Annotated in this window: 15 protein-coding genes; 7 read left to right on the plus strand and 8 right to left on the minus strand. The window is 51.8% G+C overall.

The window, feature by feature from the left end:
- The first annotated feature begins 686 nt into the window (after positions 1–686).
- Positions 687–2,207, plus strand: coding sequence for an MFS transporter (locus DRI82_RS16840; RefSeq protein ID WP_114195069.1), 1,521 nt, complete (start codon positions 687–689; stop codon positions 2,205–2,207).
- A 64-nt stretch (positions 2,208–2,271) separates the two neighbouring features.
- Here DRI82_RS16840 and DRI82_RS16845 read toward each other — a convergent pair whose 3' ends face one another.
- The 3 genes from DRI82_RS16845 to DRI82_RS16855 are packed head-to-tail and all read right to left on the minus strand — an operon-like array spanning position 2,272 to position 4,788.
- Positions 2,272–3,084, minus strand: coding sequence for a MetQ/NlpA family ABC transporter substrate-binding protein (locus DRI82_RS16845; protein WP_114195070.1), 813 nt, complete (start codon positions 3,082–3,084; stop codon positions 2,272–2,274).
- Between the two features lie 17 nt (positions 3,085–3,101).
- Positions 3,102–3,770: a methionine ABC transporter permease gene (locus tag DRI82_RS16850; RefSeq protein WP_114195071.1), complete on the minus strand. Its 669-nt coding sequence runs from the start codon at positions 3,768–3,770 to the stop codon at positions 3,102–3,104.
- Positions 3,763–4,788 (minus strand): methionine ABC transporter ATP-binding protein, encoded by a 1,026-nt coding sequence (locus DRI82_RS16855; RefSeq protein ID WP_114195072.1) that lies wholly within the window; start codon positions 4,786–4,788, stop codon positions 3,763–3,765. The genes DRI82_RS16850 and DRI82_RS16855 overlap by 8 nt, the downstream gene beginning before the upstream one ends.
- 399 nt (positions 4,789–5,187) lie before the next feature.
- On the opposite strand from DRI82_RS16855, the gene DRI82_RS16860 reads away from it, so the two are divergent.
- From DRI82_RS16860 to DRI82_RS16875, 4 genes are all read left to right on the plus strand, one after another.
- The gene (locus DRI82_RS16860; protein ID WP_114195073.1) at positions 5,188–6,024 is read left to right on the plus strand and encodes an ABC transporter substrate-binding protein; all 837 of its coding nucleotides are present in this window, start codon (positions 5,188–5,190) and stop codon (positions 6,022–6,024) included.
- Positions 6,025–6,102: 78 nt separating this feature from the next.
- On the plus strand, positions 6,103–6,840 hold the full coding sequence (locus DRI82_RS16865) for an amino acid ABC transporter permease (protein WP_114195074.1): 738 nt from the start codon (positions 6,103–6,105) through the stop codon (positions 6,838–6,840).
- A 1-nt stretch (position 6,841) separates the two neighbouring features.
- The gene (locus DRI82_RS16870; protein ID WP_114195075.1) at positions 6,842–7,582 is read left to right on the plus strand and encodes an amino acid ABC transporter permease; all 741 of its coding nucleotides are present in this window, start codon (positions 6,842–6,844) and stop codon (positions 7,580–7,582) included.
- 270 nt (positions 7,583–7,852) lie between these two features.
- Positions 7,853–8,926 carry a hypothetical protein gene (locus DRI82_RS16875; protein ID WP_114195076.1) on the plus strand — a complete coding sequence of 358 codons (1,074 nt, stop codon included), beginning with the start codon at positions 7,853–7,855 and terminating at the stop codon, positions 8,924–8,926.
- Positions 8,927–8,974: 48 nt separating this feature from the next.
- Here the strand turns inward: DRI82_RS16875 and bcsC are convergent, their stop codons facing one another.
- From bcsC to bcsR, 5 genes are read right to left on the minus strand one after another with little or no spacing between them, the layout of a single operon-like run.
- On the minus strand, positions 8,975–12,454 hold the full coding sequence (gene bcsC, locus DRI82_RS16880; protein ID WP_114195077.1) for a cellulose synthase complex outer membrane protein BcsC: 3,480 nt from the start codon (positions 12,452–12,454) through the stop codon (positions 8,975–8,977).
- Between the two features lie 5 nt (positions 12,455–12,459).
- Positions 12,460–14,775: a cellulose biosynthesis cyclic di-GMP-binding regulatory protein BcsB gene (gene bcsB / locus DRI82_RS16885; protein ID WP_114195151.1), complete on the minus strand. Its 2,316-nt coding sequence runs from the start codon at positions 14,773–14,775 to the stop codon at positions 12,460–12,462.
- Between the two features lie 26 nt (positions 14,776–14,801).
- On the minus strand, positions 14,802–17,417 hold the full coding sequence (gene bcsA / locus DRI82_RS16890; protein WP_114195078.1) for a UDP-forming cellulose synthase catalytic subunit: 2,616 nt from the start codon (positions 17,415–17,417) through the stop codon (positions 14,802–14,804).
- A complete protein-coding gene (bcsQ, locus tag DRI82_RS16895; protein WP_114195079.1) occupies positions 17,414–18,166 on the minus strand; it encodes a cellulose biosynthesis protein BcsQ in 753 nt (250 codons plus the stop codon). The genes bcsA and bcsQ overlap by 4 nt, the downstream gene beginning before the upstream one ends.
- A gap of 3 nt (positions 18,167–18,169) precedes the next feature.
- The gene (bcsR, locus tag DRI82_RS16900; protein ID WP_114195080.1) at positions 18,170–18,403 is read right to left on the minus strand and encodes a cellulose biosynthesis protein BcsR; all 234 of its coding nucleotides are present in this window, start codon (positions 18,401–18,403) and stop codon (positions 18,170–18,172) included.
- Positions 18,404–18,607: 204 nt separating this feature from the next.
- Here bcsR and bcsE point away from each other — a divergent pair, with 204 nt between their 5' ends.
- Positions 18,608–20,185: a cellulose biosynthesis protein BcsE gene (bcsE, locus tag DRI82_RS16905; RefSeq protein WP_114195081.1), complete on the plus strand. Its 1,578-nt coding sequence runs from the start codon at positions 18,608–18,610 to the stop codon at positions 20,183–20,185.
- Positions 20,185–20,376, plus strand: coding sequence for a cellulose biosynthesis protein BcsF (bcsF, locus tag DRI82_RS16910; RefSeq protein ID WP_114195082.1), 192 nt, complete (start codon positions 20,185–20,187; stop codon positions 20,374–20,376). The genes bcsE and bcsF overlap by 1 nt, the downstream gene beginning before the upstream one ends.

The following is a 20,376-nucleotide window of genomic DNA, read 5'->3' on the forward strand; positions in this document are numbered from 1 at the left end:
GTAAAATAGGGATTTGCGCGGCAATGAGGAAACTCTTGCAATTGGCCTATGGAGTATTGAAGTCAGGAATGAAATTCAATGCAGAAATCCGTCTTGCCAACTAAGGTGACAAGACGGTATCTTGAACGCCAAACATAATACTTAAAGAACAACAACATAGCCAGAGCGTTCAACCAACAAAACTATCTTTGGACATTGGCTAACGTAGAAAGCCAAACTTAACTCAACCGAAACCTGCGCCAAGCCGGTTTTTAAAGAACAACAGCATAGCCAAAGCAATCAACCAACAAAGCCTTCTTTAAACACCCGCGTGCATTGAAATGCAAAGTTCAAAAACATAACACCATGACTTGGCGCAGCCCCCACATTGATGCAATTATCTTAACTATCAACATCGATACCTGCATTGTGTTCAGGAAATTCATTGAGGTCGAAAATTCATCAATAACGAAAGTCAGAACATATTTAAGCAATTAAAGAAAATACTTTTTCTTAGTAATTCATTAAATCCCTTGTCCTTCTCCGCAGCGCCATCAGCGCTAAAGGTTGATGGCGATCAACATATTCAGCCCCTTACTGCGTAATTTTGTGATCAACAATGCATTTCTTTCGGTTGAAATCTATAAAATAAAACCAGAAACCTAATTTAATGAACCGTTGTTTTATTTTATGGAAAGAAAATTTTTATGAACCGACAAATTTCGCTTAAACATACCCTCGGGTATGGAAGCGCCAACTTGCTAGGGAGTGGTGCACTGGCAATTAGTGGTGCGTGGTTAATGTATTTTTATACCACGTTCTGCGGATTGACCGTGGTTCAAGCCGCCGCCATCTTCTCGCTCGCCAGCATCCTTGATGCGGTGAGTAATCCGTTGATGGGGTATATCACTGACAACTTTTATCGCACCAAACTCGGAAGATTATTTGGTCGTCGCCGTTTCTTTATCCTGATAGGGATCCCACTGGTTCTGCTCTACCCGCTGTTGTGGGTCGAAGGGTTTGGTTTCTGGTATTACCTGTTTACTTACGCCATGTTCGAACTGATCTACACCTCGATCATGGTGCCCTATGAGACGCTGGCGCCAGAAATGACGTCTGACTTCGCACTGCGCTCAAAACTGACCGGTTCAAAAGCAATTTTTGGGAAAATAGCCAACTTCATGGCGGCGTTTATTCCTGGTCAGTTCATCATGATTTACGGTAAAGATTCGGCTACACCTTTCTTCTATACCGGCGTGGTATACAGCCTGATTATGTGTGCGGCGATGATTGCGCTTTATACCACCTCTTGGGAACGCCCAGCCAGTGAAGTGATTAGCAGCGCCTCTCGCGGCCTGTGGAACCAATTAAAGCAGCTCGTTTCTGACATGGTATCCACATTCTATTTGCGCATTTTCCGCAAACATCTGGGCATGTACCTGTTTGGTTTCGGTGCCGAATGGCTGTTTGCTTCAACGTTTACCTATTTCATCGTCTTTGGCCTGAAACAGGATGCTGCGTTGGTTTCGCATCTCAATAGTATGAGCTCCATTCTGCAGTTGGTTTCCACGGCGCTGTTTATCGGCATCTGCGTGAAATACGGCTTTGCCCGCCCTTTCCGCATCGCGCTGCAAGTCGTGATAGTCAGCGTGCTGGCATACAGTGCGCTCTATTTCACTGGCTGGTCTGAAACGACCACGGTACTGGTGCTGTTTGGTATCACCGTGGTGTTTGGCCTGAGTACCGGCGGTATTTACTACATTCCCTGGACGGTCTACACCTTCCTGGCTGACGTCGATGAAGTGCTGACGGGTCGCCGTCGTGAAGGTATTTATGCCGGTGCCATGACATTTGCTGGCAAGATGGTGCGTTCAATCATCGTCTTTATCATGGGTTGGGTACTGAGCCGGTTCGGTTTTGTTTCCGGACAAGCCCAGCAACCGCAGAGCGCGGAGTATGCGATTGTTGGAGTGTTCTGTATAGGCTTCGTTCTTCTGGCACTCACAGCCATTTACTACACCACGCAGATGAAACTTGATCGTAAAAACCACATGATTCTGCTTGAAGAGATTGCCCGTATCCAAGCCGGTGGTGCAATTGGCGATATCAGCCCTGCCACTCGCGCGGTTGTTGAAGAGTTAACGGGTTGGAAGTATGAACACTGCTGGGGGAATAACCCATTGGGCGAATTGACTGAGAGCAAAAAAACGCTGCAGACAGAAAGTTAGCCCTTAATATTCCTTTCTACAATTGCGCGGCCAAAAGGCCGCGCAATTACCGGTCTTAACCCTCTCAGTTATAAACCGGTATCACTGCCCCGTGATATTTCTCGCGAATGAAATCCTGAATCTCCTTCGAATGCAATACCTTCACCAATGCCACAACGTCCGGCTTGTTTTCGTCGCCACGGTGAACAGTAATGATATTGGCATAGGGATTGTTTTCGCCGCTTTCAATGGCGATAGGATCCTTGGTCGGATTCAGTCCCGCATCAATGGCATAGTTGGCATTGATCACCACGGCATCCCCTTCATCATTGTTATACATCTGCGGCAACAGTGCACCTTCCACATTTGCCTGGAACTTCAGATTCTTTGGGTTCGAAACGATATCTGAAATACGGGCATCCACCTTACTCACGCCAGGTTTCAACTTCACCACACCCTCACGCTCGAAGATAGACAAAATGCGCCCTTCTTCTGCCACCGAATCACGCATAATGACTTTGCCATTCTTGGGCAGATCCTTCAGGCTTTTGTATTTCTTTGAGTAAATACCAATCGGCTCAATATGGATCGCACCTGCGCTGACAAAATCATAGCTCTTGTCATTCGCATGATCTTTTAACACGCTATTCAAATACGGTACATGCTGGAAATAGTTGGCAGTAATATCATGACTCGCCAGCGCAGTATTCGGTAGAATGTAGTCCTGGAAAGGTGTGATCTCCAAATCAATCCCCTCTTTGGCAAGAATAGGTTTCGCCTGCTCAAGGATTTCAGCATGGGGAACGTTGGAGGCACCTACAACCAGCGTGTCGGCGTTGGCGGAAAGGCTGAGTGCAGTTAAAGATGCAATGGCTAATGTCAAAATGTGTTTTTTCATTATCTCTTCCCAGTCTGTTAACGTTTATCAAGGATTGAAGTCAGGGTGTCGCCAATCATCTGAATGATAAAAACGATCACCAAAATCGTTATCGTCGCCACCAGCGTGACGTCGTTGTGATTGCGCTGGAACCCTTCCAAATACGCCAGATTGCCTAAACCACCCGCACCAATGACCCCAGCCATCGCGGTGTAACTCACCAACGCGATTAAGGTGACAGTGATACCGGAAACCAATGCCGGTGAGGATTCCGGCAATAAAACACCAAAGATAAGGGTGTGGATCTTGGCCCCCATGGAGCGGCTCGCCTCAATCACCCCTTTATCAACTTCACGCAGGCCAATCTCCACCAGTCTGGCGTAAAACGGTGCCGCACCCACAATCAGTGCAGGCAATGCAGCATTGGCGCCCAAAATGGTGCCAATTAATGTTTTGGTGAACGGGATCAGTAATACAATCAAAATAATGAAGGGAATTGAGCGGAACACGTTCACGAAGACGGAAATGCAACTATAGACAGTGCGGTTTTGCAGCAACTGCCCACGGGAGCTTAAAAACAGAATCACACCGAGTACCAAGCCAAAAATAAACGTCGCAAAGCCTGCGACAGCCGTCATGTAGAGCGTCTCAAGCGTCGCGTTCCAAAGTTGATTCAGTTGTAAATGAGGGAAGACGTTCTCAAGCATGCTGAACCACCTCGGTGGCAACCTGCTTCTCATGCAGGTAATTCAACATATTTTCAATCTGTTGTGCGTCAGCACTCACATGAACATAGAGTTCGCCAAAAGTACCGTTCAGGGTTTGCGTGATCTTGCCGTGCAGAATGTTCAGCGCAATGCCGTAGCGCTGGATAACGTCAGAGATAACCGGCTGGTGGGTTTGCATCCCTACAAACGTCAATTTCACAATGACGCCTGGCAACTTTTCCAGCAGAAGAGGATCGAACACCTCTTGCGTTTCCTCATAACGCGCAACCTGCTTCACAAATTGCTGCGTAATTGGCTGCTGCGGATGGGTAAATACCTCAAGAACCGGCCCTTCCTCAACAATCCGCCCCTCTTCCATCACCGCAACCCGCTGGCAGATTTTGCGCACCACATGCATCTCATGGGTGATCAAAACAATGGTCAGATTGAGTTTACGATTGATATCCAGCAACAAATCGAGGATCGAATCGGTCGTTTGCGGATCCAACGCGGACGTCGCCTCATCGCAGAGCAAGACTTGCGGATTATTCGCCAGCGCGCGGGCTATACCAACGCGCTGTTTCTGACCGCCGCTCAACTGCGAGGGATAGGCATTTTCCCGCCCTTGCAAACCCACCAGGGCAATCAACTCGGCGACCCGCTGACGGATCTTGCCTTTGGGTACACCGGCAATCTGCATCGAAAAAGCGATGTTTTCGCTGGCGGTCCGCGACCAGAGCAGATTGAAATGCTGAAACACCATACTGATTTTCAGCCGGGCCTGACGCAATTGTTCTGCATCTGCCTGTGCAATATTTTGACCGGCCACCACAATAGATCCAGCGGACGGACTTTCAAGGCCATTCAGTAATCGTATGAGGGTACTTTTACCTGCACCACTGTAGCCAACGATGCCATAAATTTGTCCTGCCTCAACGGTTAAATTAATGTTATCAACTGCAACTATCTGCTTACTTCCACTATCGAATTTCTTCGACACGTTCGACAAAGCGATCATTATAAAATGAATCCTTATACCTATTTCCTGGCACAGCCCTTGAGAGCAATCTGCTGCTTTACTGGGGCAATCAAAAGTATGTCTCGCCTGAGGCGGAGGTGTCAGGCTAATCCTACCTGCAATGCAAATAACTCAGAAGAATATAAAAATATTACTTAGCATTTTTTGGAATAGAGATTCATCAGCCAGCTAAAATATGCACACTTTTCTCGCGCCGCTATGCCATCTCTATGTTGATCCGGAAAGAAACAACCAAATAACCTATTGTTAACGCAGTGGTTATAAAGTAGACAATGCCACTAATTGTTCTAACCATAGCTTTTTATGTTATTTCCAGTTATCCCGGACGCTTGGTAGTTTGTGTCGAAAGCGACATAACAATATTTCTGGAGAAAAAACATGAACAAGCGCGCATTAACGTTGACTTTGCTGGCTGGTTTGACGGCTGTTTCGGGTTTTGCACAGGCAGACAAACTGGATGATGTGAAAAAAGCAGGCGTGGTGAAGATTGCGGTATTCGATAGCAACCCACCCTTTGGTTATGTCGATCCACAAAGCAAGAAACTCGTCGGCTATGACGTAGATATTGCTCAAGCCATTGCCAAAGATCTCGGCGTGAAACTGGAATTACGTGCCACCAATCCCGCCAACCGTATTCCGCTGCTGGCCTCGAAGAAAGTAGACTTGATTGCTGCCAACTTCACGATTACTGACGAACGCGCCAAAGAAGTAAATTTCAGTATCCCTTACTTCGCGACCGGTCAGAAATTTATCGCCCACAAAGGCGTGCTGAAAACACCTGAAGATATTCGCAAACTGCGGATTGGTGCGGATAAAGGAACCGTGCAGGAAATCACCCTGCGTGATAACTATCCAACAGCAAAAGTGATCTCTTACGACGATACTCCGCTGGCTTTTGCCGCCCTGCGTAATGGTAACGTTCAGGCGATCACTCAGGATGATGCCAAACTGGTCGGGCTGTTGGGTAACCTGCCGGCAGCGCAAAAAGCTGACTTCGAGATCTCCCCATTCAGTATTACCAAAGAATACCAGGGCATTGGCATTCCAAAAGGTGAGCAGGCGCTGACGGAAGCAGTAAACCAGACGCTGGTGAAACTGGAGAAAGACGGTGACGCAGCGAAGATTTACAACCAGTGGTTCGGTCCAGAAAGCAAAGCGGCGCAACCGCGCGGCAACTTTACATTCGGCCCATTGGATCAACAGCCTAAGGCCTGATGTGCCTCGCTGACGCAGGTCAATGATCGGTAAACCCGGCCCTCTGCTTTTGCGGAGGGCGTTTTTTAGGTTGGCACCATGAATTTGCAATCCCTCTATGCCTGGCTGTTGGCACCTCAATATTTGAGCTGGTTATGGCACGGATTCCTTCTGACGCTGTGGCTCTCTTTCTGCACGATCCTCTTTGCCACACTGCTCGGATTTTTCCTCGCTGCCGCCAGAGACAGCACTGTCCGCCCCATCAGGACAGTCGCCTGGATCTACAGCGCCATATTTCGCAATACGCCATTATTGGTGCAACTGTTCTTCTGGTATTTCGCCTCCGGCCAGGTCTTTCCCTCGTCCGTGATGCAATGGCTCAATACCCCCCATGATTTCATTTTTGGCGGTTTCACACTCGGTTGGCCATCCTTTGAATTTCTTGCCGGGTGGGCTGGACTGACGCTCTATTCAACCGCATTTATTGCTGAAGAGATCCGCTCAGGGATCCGTGGCGTCGCCGTCGGGCAAAAACAGGCGGCCAATGCGCTGGGGCTCTCTGCGCTACAGTCGATGCGCTATGTGGTTCTGCCGCAGGCGTTGAAAATCGCCATGCCGCCCTTGCTCGGTCAGTATATGAACGTGATTAAAAACTCGTCATTGACGATGACGATCGGCGTCGCTGAACTCTCCTACGCCTCGCGACAGGTTGAAACCGAAACGCTGCGCACTTTCCAGGCATTTGGCGTCGCAACCCTGCTGTACATCGCGATCATCGCCCTGCTGGAAGGCTGGGGAATGTGGCGTCAGCAACGACAGATTCAACGGGGACATTAAGATGGATTTTACGGTTATTGCGGACAATCTGGCTTATCTGCTGTGGGGTACATTTCCTGACGGCCCCTTGGGTGGCGCGGCACTGACGCTGGCAATGAGCCTGATGGCGGGATTGGCATCGGTTGTTTTGGGTACGCTGCTCGGCGTGGCGCTGGCAATGTCCCGTGGCGTCTGGGTCGCTGCTTTGGCGATGGTTCTCGGGTTTTTCCGCGCCATTCCCGTCATCATGTTGATATTCTGGACCTATTTCCTGCTGCCTATCGTGTTTGGCGTCGATATCCCGGAAATTACTACCGTGGTCTGCGCGCTGACATTGATTGTTTCTTCTTATCTGGCCCATGGCGTCAAGGCCGGTATTGTGGCGATTGGCGCCGGTCAGTGGCAGGCCGGGCTCTCATTGGGTTTCAACCGCTGGCAGGTTCTGGGATATGTCGTGTTACCACAGGCATTGCGTATGATGGTGCCCTCTTTTATCAACCAATGGATCGCCCTGATAAAAGATACGTCATTGGCCTATATTGTCGGTGTGAGTGAATTGACGTTCCTCGCCACGCAAGTGAATAACCGCAGCATGGTCTATCCCATGGAGGTGTTTTTATTTGTTGCGCTGGTCTATTTCATTTTTTGCCTCGCGCTGGAGCTGCTGGCAAATGGACTGAACTACCGTTTTAGCCAAAATTACCAGGGATTTGCCATCAACTGGCGTTTCTGGCGCAGCAAACCCGCCTTTCCTGCTGCCTGACTTTACGTCATCCTTCCCTGGCTCAACGCCGATGCATTTCGTATCGGCGTTGGCACCTCACCTTTAATTCCCCATAAAAAACCAGACATGCATTTTATGCCTTAGGTACGGTGCTTAATGGCACGTCTCATCTTGGATACATCCCGTAGACTCCTCCTCCGACAAACATTCAAAAAACAGTTTTTATGGCGCTGTAAATAACCGTTGGTTTCAGTGCAATTAATCATTTTGTAAATAGCCTTCATAGCATTGGTAATATCAGGAGCGTTTATGCCCATCACACCGGCCAGCTTACCTTACCCCTTCATTCCTTCTTTTTTGCATAACGAAGCCAATAACTGCGATATCGGTAATGTCATGTTAATCAGTGTTAATCCGGATGAAACATTCATTGGCGCAACATACATCACGTTGCTATGCGGCACACACACAGAGACGGTAAGGCTTGAAAAATCAACTCTATATCGGTCATTGGCGTTTTACATCCCTCTCAGTTCTTTCAGTGAATCAGGTTATTATCATTTTTTTTATGTATTGACCGGACCGCAAGGCTTTCTACGTTACTCCCCGGCATGCCGTCTATTAATTGATTTTGAAGCAGGGATTGACCATTTACCGCCGCTATTCACCTTGGGGGGAGAAAAAACGCATATCATTACGAGACGGCACCTCACAACGCAAGGATTGGTTGTGTATCTGATGTCCAGTCATGAATTTGAAATGGGTGACAAATTATCCCTGGAATGGCAAGGGTACGATATTTCCGGTGTCATGCTGCTCAATAGTTTATTCACCAGGGAACACACCCTTGGCAAGAGTGATATAAACCGCAGGATACTGTTCTTTATTCCCAAAGAGACCCTCAGCCTGATTAACTTTGGCAGAGCACATCTGAGTTACCGTCTGAAAAAACGTAATGGGAGCCTGCATTTCTCGAAACCGACCGATGTTCTGGTGAATCTCACTGCCAACAGATGCCTGCCTGCACCGAAACTTCCTGAGGCAAACGGCGGTTTACTGTGTGACTATCGGGTTCTTGGTTATGGCGGTGCGATGGTGGTTATTCCGCTGTACTGGCAAATGCAGGTAGGCGATCGGGTCACCCTTTACTGGAAGGGATACACGCTTGCTGGACAATCCATACCGGGTAGCGACGTTGTTGCCCAAACGACCGTCACCGCCCGCGATTTTATTCGGGAATTCTGCTTCATTATCTCTACTGCCGAACTGGAAAAAATATCCGTAGGGACAGCAAAAGTCTTTTACACCGTTCACTCACACGCTTCGGGCAAGGAATTGCTCTCTGCCGTGACCGACGTTGCGATAGATATGGTGCACTATTGAGTACGGCCTGCTTTGGTATTCCCTGCTTTGGTACTGTCTGCTCTGGTACTACCGGAAGTCAGCGTAAGGCGTTAATGGTTGTGGTGGCAAATCGAGATCGCCTTGCCACCCGGCCATTGAGTAGCGCACGTAAATCAACGCATGGCTTGGGGTGTAATCTTTCGCTTCCTGAATATCGATACCCGCACCGAGCGTCCAGTGTGAACTCAACCGACGCTCAATAATGGCTCGCAGCGTATAGCCGATCCCGGAACTGCTGCCGCCTTCCTCAATGACGTTTTTGTCAGCGAAACTGTCAGGAATCAATCCTTGCAGCGGATAACGCAGCTGATCGCTGGTTTTGGCATGTGACCAGCCCACCGTGCCACCCACTTCCCATGACCAGTTTTCCGTCCGCTGGCGGTAATTCACCGGCACTGAAAACGACACATACTGCTGTGGACTGTAATAGCCGCCCTGACCCAGCGAATACTCGCTCAAATCCTTTTGAAAGTGCCACCACATGGTGTTCAGGCCGACCGTTGCGCGACGGTTGTTCTCATTGATCAGCTTGTAGTAATAGCCCGCCATAAAGCGGGTACGCTGGTTGTCTGCGACATTTTCGCCGGTAAGTTCATGGAACCCCAAATTGCTCCAGACGCCATTGGCTTCACCGCGATCGTAACTGGCCGAAAGAGTCACCCCGGTGGCGCGAACGCCGCCCCAGGTGGTTCCCGTGGCCGGGTCGCGCGTTCCGGCGAAGGCTAACAGCGAACTGGATACAGGTCGGCGCGAGGCCGTGGCTGTCCAGCCGATGTGCTGCCAGTCGCCGCTGTAACTCACTCCTCCCACCCAATCCACCACGTCAAAACCCAGCGGGGTCGTACCAATATCGCCCTGCCAGCGATCGTTTTGCCAGCCGACAGCCAGACTGGTACCGGTGGTTTTCTGCTGTAAATCGTCACTGCAACCGACGCTGGCACAGGCACCGAAGACTTCATTGTGAGTCCCGTCAGTGGTGGAGAAACTCCCGGCATTCAGTTGCACGGTATCCTTACGGAAAAAGGCGCGGCCATCGAGATACGGCATATCCACCTGGAGCATGGTGTCATGCGCGCTCAAGTCTGAAATCCCACCGGTTCCACTCGATCCCCAATAATCGTGATCGAGCGTTACCGTGACGTCTTGCTGGTGATAAAGATCGGCGGCGTCAGAACGGATCCCGCGTTTTAGCCAATCATCCTCCTCCTGATTACGCGTCAGAAAGGTATAGCTGTCGTTGTCTTTCGGTAACGCAGGCGTAATATCGCTGGCAACCACGGCATGCTGATAATCCTGCTGCGCCGCCTCTGGCTGCTGAAGTTGCGTTTCAAGGCGGGCACTGTCGCGATAAACCAACGCGCTGGTCTGGGATACACCTGCCTGACTGGCCGCAGGTTTCAACGACTGCAACTGGGACAACGCTTTCTGCGGTTCGCCGACGTCGTTCCACAAACCGGCAATCCGCCGTTGCGTGTTGAGTGAGTCCGGATTGTCGGCAGACGCTACTTGCGTGGTCATGAGTTGCTGGCGTGCCTCGCTGATCCGTCCCTGACCGACAAATGCCTCGATTTCACCGAGTCGTGCATCACGGTTATCCGGTTCACGCACTTTGACCTGCTGATAGGTTTTTAGCGCAGCGTCATAGTCTTCACGCGCCAACGCCCAGTCGGCAAGCGTGAGATCAATGCGGGTATTGCGCGGCTGTTTGTTGAGCCAGGATATGGCCGCGGGTTCATTTCCGCTATCACGTAACCGGGAGGCGTAATCCAATTGGTCTTGCAACTGCAAACGTTGCAACAGTTCACGCATCCCCTCGCTCCATTGCGCGGTGGGCAGCGTGCGCAAATGTGCCAGTGCCTGATCGGGACGTTCACTTGATGACAGGTAAAGTGCATATGCATAAACCTGTTCTGGATTGCTGCGTTGGTTTTCTACCAGCGGATGGAAAGCGGCATCTGCCTGCTGTGGTTCACCCGCGCTGCGCAGGGCCTGCGCCAGGTGATACGTCAGCCAGACGTTATCAGGTGCCAGTTGCTGCGCAGCGCGATATTTCGCCGCCGCCTGCGCCCACTGTTGCTGGGCAACGTACCGATCGCCCTCGCTGCTCAATACATCCACTTGCAAACTTGTGACCCTGTCACGCATTGCCCCACGCTGACTGCCGCTGAGATGCGTCAGATAATCGAGGGCTTTCTGCGGCGACTGGCGTTGGTAAATTCCCGCCAAGCCCCGCACGGCGCTGCCGTTGGATGGATCAATGCGTGATGCCTGACGGTAATAACGTTCTGCCGTCACGTCATCATGCCTGGCAATCGCGACATCACCCAACCCAACATACGGCTGCGCGTTGCTGCCATCGCTATGCAGTGCTTGCTGATACCGCTGCTGCGCGAGTGAGAGATTCCCCGCCTTAAGCGCCGCATCGGCTTCATTGAGCTGTAACCAATAGCGATTGCTGGCAATCAGGCTGCGCCATTTGTCACTACGAAAACCATTTTTATCGGTTTTCTGTGCCTGTTCAAACAGCGCAATGGCTTTCTGTCGTTGGCCGGAACGGGCATAGGCCAGCCCCATGGCACCGAGAACATCGGCATCATCAGGCGTTTCCGCCAGCGCTTTTTGCAGTTGCGGTATTGCCTGTTTGCTACCCCCGCGCTCAACCGTCTCAAGCCCTTTGATTCGCGCCTGATAACCCGGATCGGCAAGGAGTTTCTGCTGACGTGCCAGTTCAACCTGCGCGTCTGCCACCTGCTGCCCCTGACCAAAAACCGCAATAAATTCATGAAGTGCATTGATACTGCGATCCCCGACAGGAATGGCCTTGATGTTATCCATCCACATCTCCGCCGCCGGATTGCGCCCCTCAGAATCATTGGCCAGTTGCAGTAATACCGCATAACCTTCCGCATCGCGATGCTGACTGAACAACATTTTTGCCAGCGTTTCACGCAGGGGGGCATTGCCGGGATACTGCTTATCCAGTGCCTGCAATTGGTCAATCGCCCGGCGCTGTTGACCCGGCAAGCGCGCCACCAAACGCCAGTATTCCACAGCAAGCTCGACTGTCGGCGGCTGACCATGAAACAGGTCATCGTAGTGGGTTTTCGCCTCGTCCAAACGCCCTGCCGCCGCCAGCAACCGCGCCTGTTGCAGTTGCTGTTGCGTCTGCGGCGTGGTCATGTCGATACTGAGCTGTGCCTGTCGGGTTACTGGCGAATCAGGTGCCAGCCGCTGCAACTTCTCCAGTTGCTGGTGAGCCAATGCCTGATTGCCCTGTCGCAGCGCCAGGCGCAATCGGGCGGCGATCACGTCTGGATTATCAGGATCCATCAGTTCAAGCCGATAGAGCGACTGCTGTACCAGATCGTCTTTATGGCTCGCTTCACCCACCCGCACCTGTTCCATCAGCCACTGCTGCGGTGCGACGGCCTGTTCAGCAAACACCGGATGCGCCAGCAATACAGCCGTGGCCAACAGGCTCAGTCGGGTGATCTTCATCTTATCCATCTGGCTTAGTCCTGATCATCCGGCGATAAACGACGGCGACTCAACATTTGCAGACCACGCCATAACAATAAAGCAGACAGAACGACAGCCAGTACGGCGATAAAGGCCATCAGAACGGGATGCGTGGCCAATGCGTTCCAAACCCGCTCCCACCACGGCAGATGACCGACATAATAGACGTCTCCCACCCGCAGGCTGTTCACGCCCGATTCACGGATTATCGCCACCGAACCAAATATCGCTGCCCTTTTACCGGTGTCCAGCATGGCCTGATTGAGCAATTCAAATCCCGATGTGCTATCGGCGAGCAGTGCTACGATACTGCGCTGCGGATGCGTTGGCGATTGCACGCCAACAATCGCGGCCAGTGGACCTTTCGCCGTGACCGTGGTTTTTGAATCGGCTACCGCGTCGCTGGCGGGAGAGTTCATGTCGGGCAACGGCCCTTGTCTGACGGGTTGTTTCACCCAGCTCTGCGTGGCGTCCACCAGCATGCTGATCTTGGTGTCATCGCGCAGTTCCGGCGGAATATTGCCCACCATCAGAATATCGCTATCAAGGTTTTTCGCTTGTGACCAATCATCGCTCAGACGCAACGCCTGCGCCGGATAGCCGGTCAACGCCCCGATATTCCCCACCGCATTCAGCAGCGTGGTGACCTGAATAGGCTGCGGTTGTTTATTCACCAGCACCAATGTTTCCGAAAGATCCGCCATGCGGCTGAAAGGGAAACCGGCGTTGGCAAAGGCGCGGAGATCGGGCATCGGGATAAAATGACGATAGCCGGAGAAATCGATGGTGGAGTTATCGTCAACCACCACATGATTGATGGCCGTCGTATAGGTTTCACAACGCCCTTCGGTTCCACTGGCGAGCAGCGTGGTGTAATCGAAATCAAATGTCATCTGGTTCACTGCGCCCAGTTTCAGCGCAGGAATGGTCAGTTCTTTACCTGAATCAAACAGCCCTTTCAGCATCTGCAAATGCAGTACTTCCGTACCCTGATTGCGATCGGGAACCAGTGTATAGGCCTGCACAAACTGATTGTTCAAACTGATGCTCAGCCGTGACGAGTTTTCCAGTTGCGGCGCGGTGTAGCGGTATTTCAGCCGCATGTCGATCCCTGAACTGTGGATCAGGAACAGATCCGGCGGGAGATTCATCGTCAGCGACACGGGATAAGGCTGGATACCGCTGGACTGCAATTGCTCCGGGTACTGCTTCAGTTCGCCAAAGGTCATTGGCCGGTCAGTCCGCACCCAGTTAGGTGCATCGTAAGGCTGACGTGGCATCAACTGCTGCATTTGATCGACTACCGCTCGTTGCCCACGGAACAAAACGTTGCCCTGTGAAATCCCCTGAACGGCGGTAATCAGATCATCGTCATTGCGCCCCATGATCACCAACAATTTTACGAAGGGATCGTCCGGATGACTGATCATCTCTACCGTCGGTCCATCAACCGGGGGATGCTCACGCAGGAAATCAGGCCGTTTATCGTTGGTGGCAAACACGATGCCATGGCGATCTGGCAATTGGTTGAACAACGCCGGGAAAGTCTGCCCGCGCCACTGTGCCCGGCCACCAAACCACGAAGAGAGGATCGCGGCGGCACGCTGTTGGTTGGCATCCGGCGAACCCGCAAAGACCATCGGCAGTACCAGTGGGCGGGTGTCCCTGCCGTCAAAAAACGGCTCAGGGAAATGCGACAGATCGTTTTGCAACGGCAGCGTCTGGTAACGCAGATTCAGTGAGCTCGCCTTACCGATATCCAGCCAGATCGTGCTGTTGGCCGGATTTTCACAAATGTTCTGATAATGGCCGATAAACACCAGGCGCAGGCGGTTGAAGTCGGTGATGTAGCGCGGATCAATGTCCATCTGAATATGATTGGATTTCCCCAACTGCTCTTTGGTGATCGTTGCGACCCCCATCAGTTGATCGTTCAGATAGACTTTAAGATGGGACTCCACCGGAATCAGCGACGGCGAGGGGGTAAACTCAAGATTCAACTGCGCCTGTGACACCACCTCATCGCTGCGCACGCCAAACTCGATTTGGCCTTCTGGCTGCACACCACGCAGGACGAACGTCCCCGGCGGCGGCGCAACCTGACCAAAACGCAGTTGCACATCCCGTATCGGTGCCTGCGGCATTACTGACGTCGCTATACCCGTCGTTGCCACTACACCCACTGAAGCTTGCGGTGCGGCTAATGCAGGGGCCTCTCTGTGCATTGGCGTTTTCTCTACGGCCCCCACGCCATACGTTGCGCCCAGCGCCAGGGCCAATGCCGTTAAGCCAGTGATTTTTTTGATCATCTTATTTTTCATCATCATATTCTTCATTAAGACTGAGCCACCCTCTCATCGTGAAGACGCCCTGCGGGGATCTCCGCCACGCCTCTAGGGAAAAAGGACAGGAACCAGGCAGTGAACGAGAGAAGCTTGATCAGAACCTGACGAATCGGTGCTGGTGCAAACTCCGCCATCTGCTGGTAGCCACGAAAGCCCAGCGCCAGTATTTCGCGCAGGCTGTTGATTGGCCTGTCTTCCGGAAATCCGTCCTGCCACAGCGCCCAGGTATCGGCGCGGGCGAACGTACACTGTATAAATTCGATGTGCTGTATGTGGGTCATTGCGCAAAGTTTCATGCCCAGACGATCGTCGTAAACACGGCTTACCTCACAGGGGAAAGTGAATTCCTGCGGACCGCGCCGCAGAATCAATGTGACGTTATCCCCGACGGCAATGCCTTCGTTCTGATGGAGTTTTACCCCCACGCCACTGTCCGAATAGTCATGCAGAACACACGGATAGAGATGCTCATCACGCACCATCACGCCGGCAGACATGGCAATTTCGACGCGATGCGCCTGACGTAACTGCCGCGCTTCGAAGGCGACCGCAATTGCCCCGCCGAGAATGACCATATTGTAAAGCACCCACGCCAGACTGATGAGTACCGTCATGATTTCATTGGCATTACCGTAACCAAGGCGCCAGATGCCAACAATCAGCCCAGCCAGATTCAATAGCATCAGCACCATGTAAGGCCGGGTTATTTGCCAATCCACATAGGTTTCTTTCACCAGCCCGCCTTTCGCGGTGACATTGAATTTACCGTTGTGCGGATTGAGCAGTGCCATCGTGGTGGGTCGGGCGATGTACCAGGCAAGCACCGCTTCATAAATTTCACTCCAGAAAGAGTGGCGATATTTACCCTGTACGCGTGATGTGGTCAGGCTGGCGTGAATCATATGCGGCAGAACATACAGCAGGATAGCGACCGCTGGCGCATAAATGATATAGGCATGCAGCAACAGGAAGGCCAGCGGCGCGGTCAGGAAAATCAGTCGGGGAATACCTGACAGAAAATGGAGCATGGCATTGGCATAGCACAGTCGCTGGGCCAGTTTCAGCCCTTTGCCAAGCAGCGGATTATCCAGACGGAAGATCTGCACCATTCCCCGGGCCCAGCGGATGCGCTGCTGAATATGCGCAGAAAGGCTTTCGGTCGCCAGCCCGGCCGCCTGCGGAATGCGGATATACGCCGATGAATACCCCGCACGGTGCAAACGCAGCGAGGTATGCGCATCCTCGGTGACGGTGTCCACGGCGATGACGCCAATCTCATCCAACGCGCTGCGGCGCATGACGGCGCAGGAACCACAGAAGAACGTTGCGTTCCACAGGTCATTACCGTCCTGAACCAGACCATAGAACAGCGAGCCTTCATTGGGCGTACGCCGAAAGCGCCCCAGATTACGTTCGAAAGGATCGGGTGAGAAAAAGTGGTGTGGGGTCTGTAATATCCCGAGTTTGGCATCCTTGAAAAACCAACCCAAACTCATTTGCAGGAAAGAACGCGTTGGCACGTGGTCGCAGTCAAATATGGCCACGAACTCGCCTTTCGCTCTGCCCAGCGCGTAGTTGATGTTACCCGCTTTGGCATTTTCATGGGTGGGACGGGCGAGGTACTCAATCCCCAGTTCCTGCGCAAAGGCTGCGAACTCAGGGCGATTGCCGTCGTCCAGCAGATAGATGGTCAATTTATCGTGCGGCCAGTCGATCCCCAGTGCGGCGTAGAGCGTCGGTTTGACCACGCTCAGATCTTCATTGTACGTCGGGATCATAATGTCGATCGTTGGCCAGGTCTGGAGATCGACAGGCATCGCGACGGGCTTGCGGTTCAACGGCCAAATGGTCTGGAAATAGCCAAGCACCAGTACCATCCACGAATAGGTTTCGGCAGCCAGCAGCAGCAGGCCGCAGGTCAGGCTCACCGGATCGTCCCAATTCAGGGTCGAGGTATAACGCCACCAGAGATAACGGCAGGAGATCGTAAGCGACAGGACGATCAGCATGAGCGCCGGTACTCTCCCCGGAATGCGCCGTATCACCATCGCAATCCCCCACAACAGCACCACGAACACGAATTGGGCAGAAAGACTGAACGGTTGCGAAATACAGAACAGCGCCATTATCGCAGCAAGCAGGCTCAGGCAGACAAACAGGACGAAACGCACGCCGCGATTCAGACGGCCCAGGCGCTTGACGGTCTCCCGCTCCAGCCCGGTCTTTTCAAGCCGCGCGGGTATTTTTTTCAGCCACTGATAGTAGCGTTGCCGCCAGTAGGCCAGTTTGATACTCAGTGTCGTCATATCAACCAGATGTTGCCCTGGCATCACTACCACCAGCCATATGCCCTGCACCAGATAACGCAGACCGTCCAATGGGCGCGGACGTGATGCGGAAATATGGGGAAACCACTGCTGCCGATTCTCCCGCACCTGCTGCCACGCGGGTGATTCGAGACGAAGGAACATCCAGCACAAAATCACCTGCACCGTCATCAGCCACGCCGCCAATGCCGACGCGCCGTTATTTCGGTAGCCGCAATAACGCTGCTGTATCCGCTCGGTTACGGGCGGGAGCAGAAATGCGCGCAGGAGTAGGCTCATGATACTGCGTCCGAACAATGGATAAGGCACCAGTTAGCCAGCGTGGTGATCTCTTCGGCAGTCATACAATCCGGGCGGTATTCACCCACGGGCTGTTTCATCGCCATCGATTCGGCCATCGCTTCATCCCGGTGGATAACAACCGGGATCACGCCATGCAGCGTCTGGTTCCATAGCTGATTGAGGTCGTGCTGGAGCTGGCTTGCGGGGGAGAATTGATTGATGAGCAGATGGCTCCCCGCCGGCAACGTTTGCTGATGCAGGCGGGCATGGCAATTGGCATCGGGAGTGAGCAACAGAATGGCGTGATCGCTCGTGGCCAACAGTTGTTGCGTCAGCGGGCCATCGCCCGCCGGAATATCGAGCAATATCCAGCGGAAAGGGTTGTCCGCATGGCGTCGTGAAAGATTAAGTTGTGCAAGATTATATTGCCAATGGGCAGGCGCTTGCAGATGCCGTGAATAGAGCGCCTGACGCTCACTCGGTGTCACTTGACCAAACGGCAGGAAAGCCAGGGTGTCGCAATATTGCATGGCTCCCTGGTTCCAACCCTCGCCATCAATTTCAGCGCGTGCCCATCCACGCGGGTTTTCATGGGGCATATTGAAATGGAGGCGTAACAAATTGTCTGGTGAAAAGTCGATGACCAATACCGACTCTCCCAGCGCATATAATGCCCAGGCCAGACCCGCAGTGACCGATGTGGTTCCAACACCACCACGAATGCCCTGTAGTGCTATTACTGGCATAACTTAATTACTCTTATTGTTTTGTTCGGTAGGACTGGCCGGCGAGTCTGCTGGCATTATTGAAAGCGCAAATTCAGCCAGAAGTGGCCAATGTGCCATCATATGCGGCAACTGTTCATGTAAAGCAATGTCGACATAATTTATCTTTGGCAATGCAAACGTATGACGCAGAACAAAGACATCATCCTGTATCTCTTTAAATGACTCCTCAGCGGAGCCGTTTAAGCTATTATCCATGGGGTTGCCTTTCAATTAGGCTGTCTGGCGCAAGATGACTGTCCAGATAACTTATCTAGATTAATTAGGGAGCTATCTAAGATCATTCTGTGTGCATATTTAATTTATCGTCGAGTTGGTGATTACTAATAGCGATGTTACAATTAAGCATACTCGCAATATTTTATTACCCCAACAGACTTTTAACTAAAAGCAGAAAAACTCATGGCTCTCTCCTTCTCATTTGGAATTCATCAGACCTACGATGAATTGTCGGTAATGCAGGCACACGGTTGCTATTGGGTGAATATAGAACGCCATAGCGATGCGCGCCAGTTGTGCCGGCAAATTATTACTGCCCAAGGAGCTAAAACCCGGGTTGCGTTGATTTGTTGCGGTGAAGAACCCGATAAGATACTGATAGATTTGCCTCCATCGTCCGATCTTTTCGCTGGTTCGCCCGAAAAAATGCCCCTTTACACGTTGCCAGAAAAAAAATCTGCTATTCTTCATATAATCACAGATTTAAACAGGGGATTGTGCGTAAGAGAACGTTTGCTTATTTTATTTCTGCCCGCCAGCGTATGGCGGAATTTCTCGCAAACAGAGATCGATAATTGGCTGGAAGAAACCAGACTGTGGCTAATAAGGTATAACACGACGATATTAATTCTTAACCACGGCAGCGGCATTAACAAATTAAATAACCAGCTTGTTTCACAATTTGGTTCTTTATCCGGTTTATCCAGCATTCTATGGCAGCAAGATCGCGCGCAATATCAGGTATCGTGGTGGTTCAGCGGTAAAGGGTTAATAGCCAATCAGGCTCTCGCTCTTGCGACAGATAAAAACGATTGTTTCTATCAAAGTGAACAACTGCCGGAACATGTACCATTATCCAATGACGAATTATTGTGCCTGGCAGAAAAAAGCGTACTTGAAGGCGCCCCGCCATTGTCGGTCAATTGGCGGTTATTGGAGAATAACCAACTGCTGGCGCAACAAGGATTACAAACCCATTGTGCAACGCTGGTATTTGCGCTCAATGAAAATGACAATATTGCGACCCTCGCCCAGCAGATCCACACCCTGCGTTCCCAGCGCGGCAGTGCCCTGAAAATTGTGGTGCGCGAAATGAAAGCCAGCCTGCGCTATACCGATGAACGCCTGTTGCAGGCGTGCGGTGCCAATCTGGTTGTCCCACACATTGCGCAATTATCCAGTTTCCTGACCCTGCTGGAGGGTATCCAGGGGCAACGTTTTACGCGCCATGTCCCCGCCACTATTGATTCGCTTCTGGCGGCCATCAACCCTTCACAATTGAAAGGGCTGGTCAGCAATGAGACCTTTTGTCAGGTAGTGCCGACGCTCATCGAAAATACCCTGATGCCAGAAGATGGCAAAGGTATCCTGATCGCCCTGCGCCCTGTTCCGGGATTGCTGCCTGAACAGGCGGTTTCCTTATGCCACATGCGACGGGCAGGCGATCTGGTTACCGCGACCAGCAAGCGCATCTACCTGTTTTTATCCAACTGCCGCATGAACGATCTCGACATTGCCCTGGGGTATATTTTTCGTCTGCCAGTCAGTGAGGCTTTCAGTAACCGTATGGTCTGGCACCATGACGTACAAATCGTGACTGAAATCAAACAGATGGACAGGCAGTTGGTTTCCGGCAATACCGCTGCCACGCTTGTCATTCCCATTGTTCCAGCGCCCGTGCCGAACCAACGTGCACCGCAAACCAGACGCCAGCCACAGCCTCTGACACTGGCCTTAATTCCCGACCAAGGAAGCTTATGATGATGAATATTGACGACATTCTGCAAATCATCCTGTTGTGTGCGGTGATTTTTTTTCCGCTTGGCTATTTGCTCCAGCGTCGTTTTCCGTTCTGGTTGACTACCCTAAAGTCGTTTGTTCTTTCTCCGCGCTATTTGAAATCAGCGGGTGTCTGGTCGCGCGAAAATCTCCCTGCTAATAAAAAGAAATAA

This window comes from Edaphovirga cremea (assembly GCF_003332275.1).
In the GTDB taxonomy this organism is placed as follows: domain Bacteria; phylum Pseudomonadota; class Gammaproteobacteria; order Enterobacterales; family Enterobacteriaceae; genus Edaphovirga; species Edaphovirga cremea.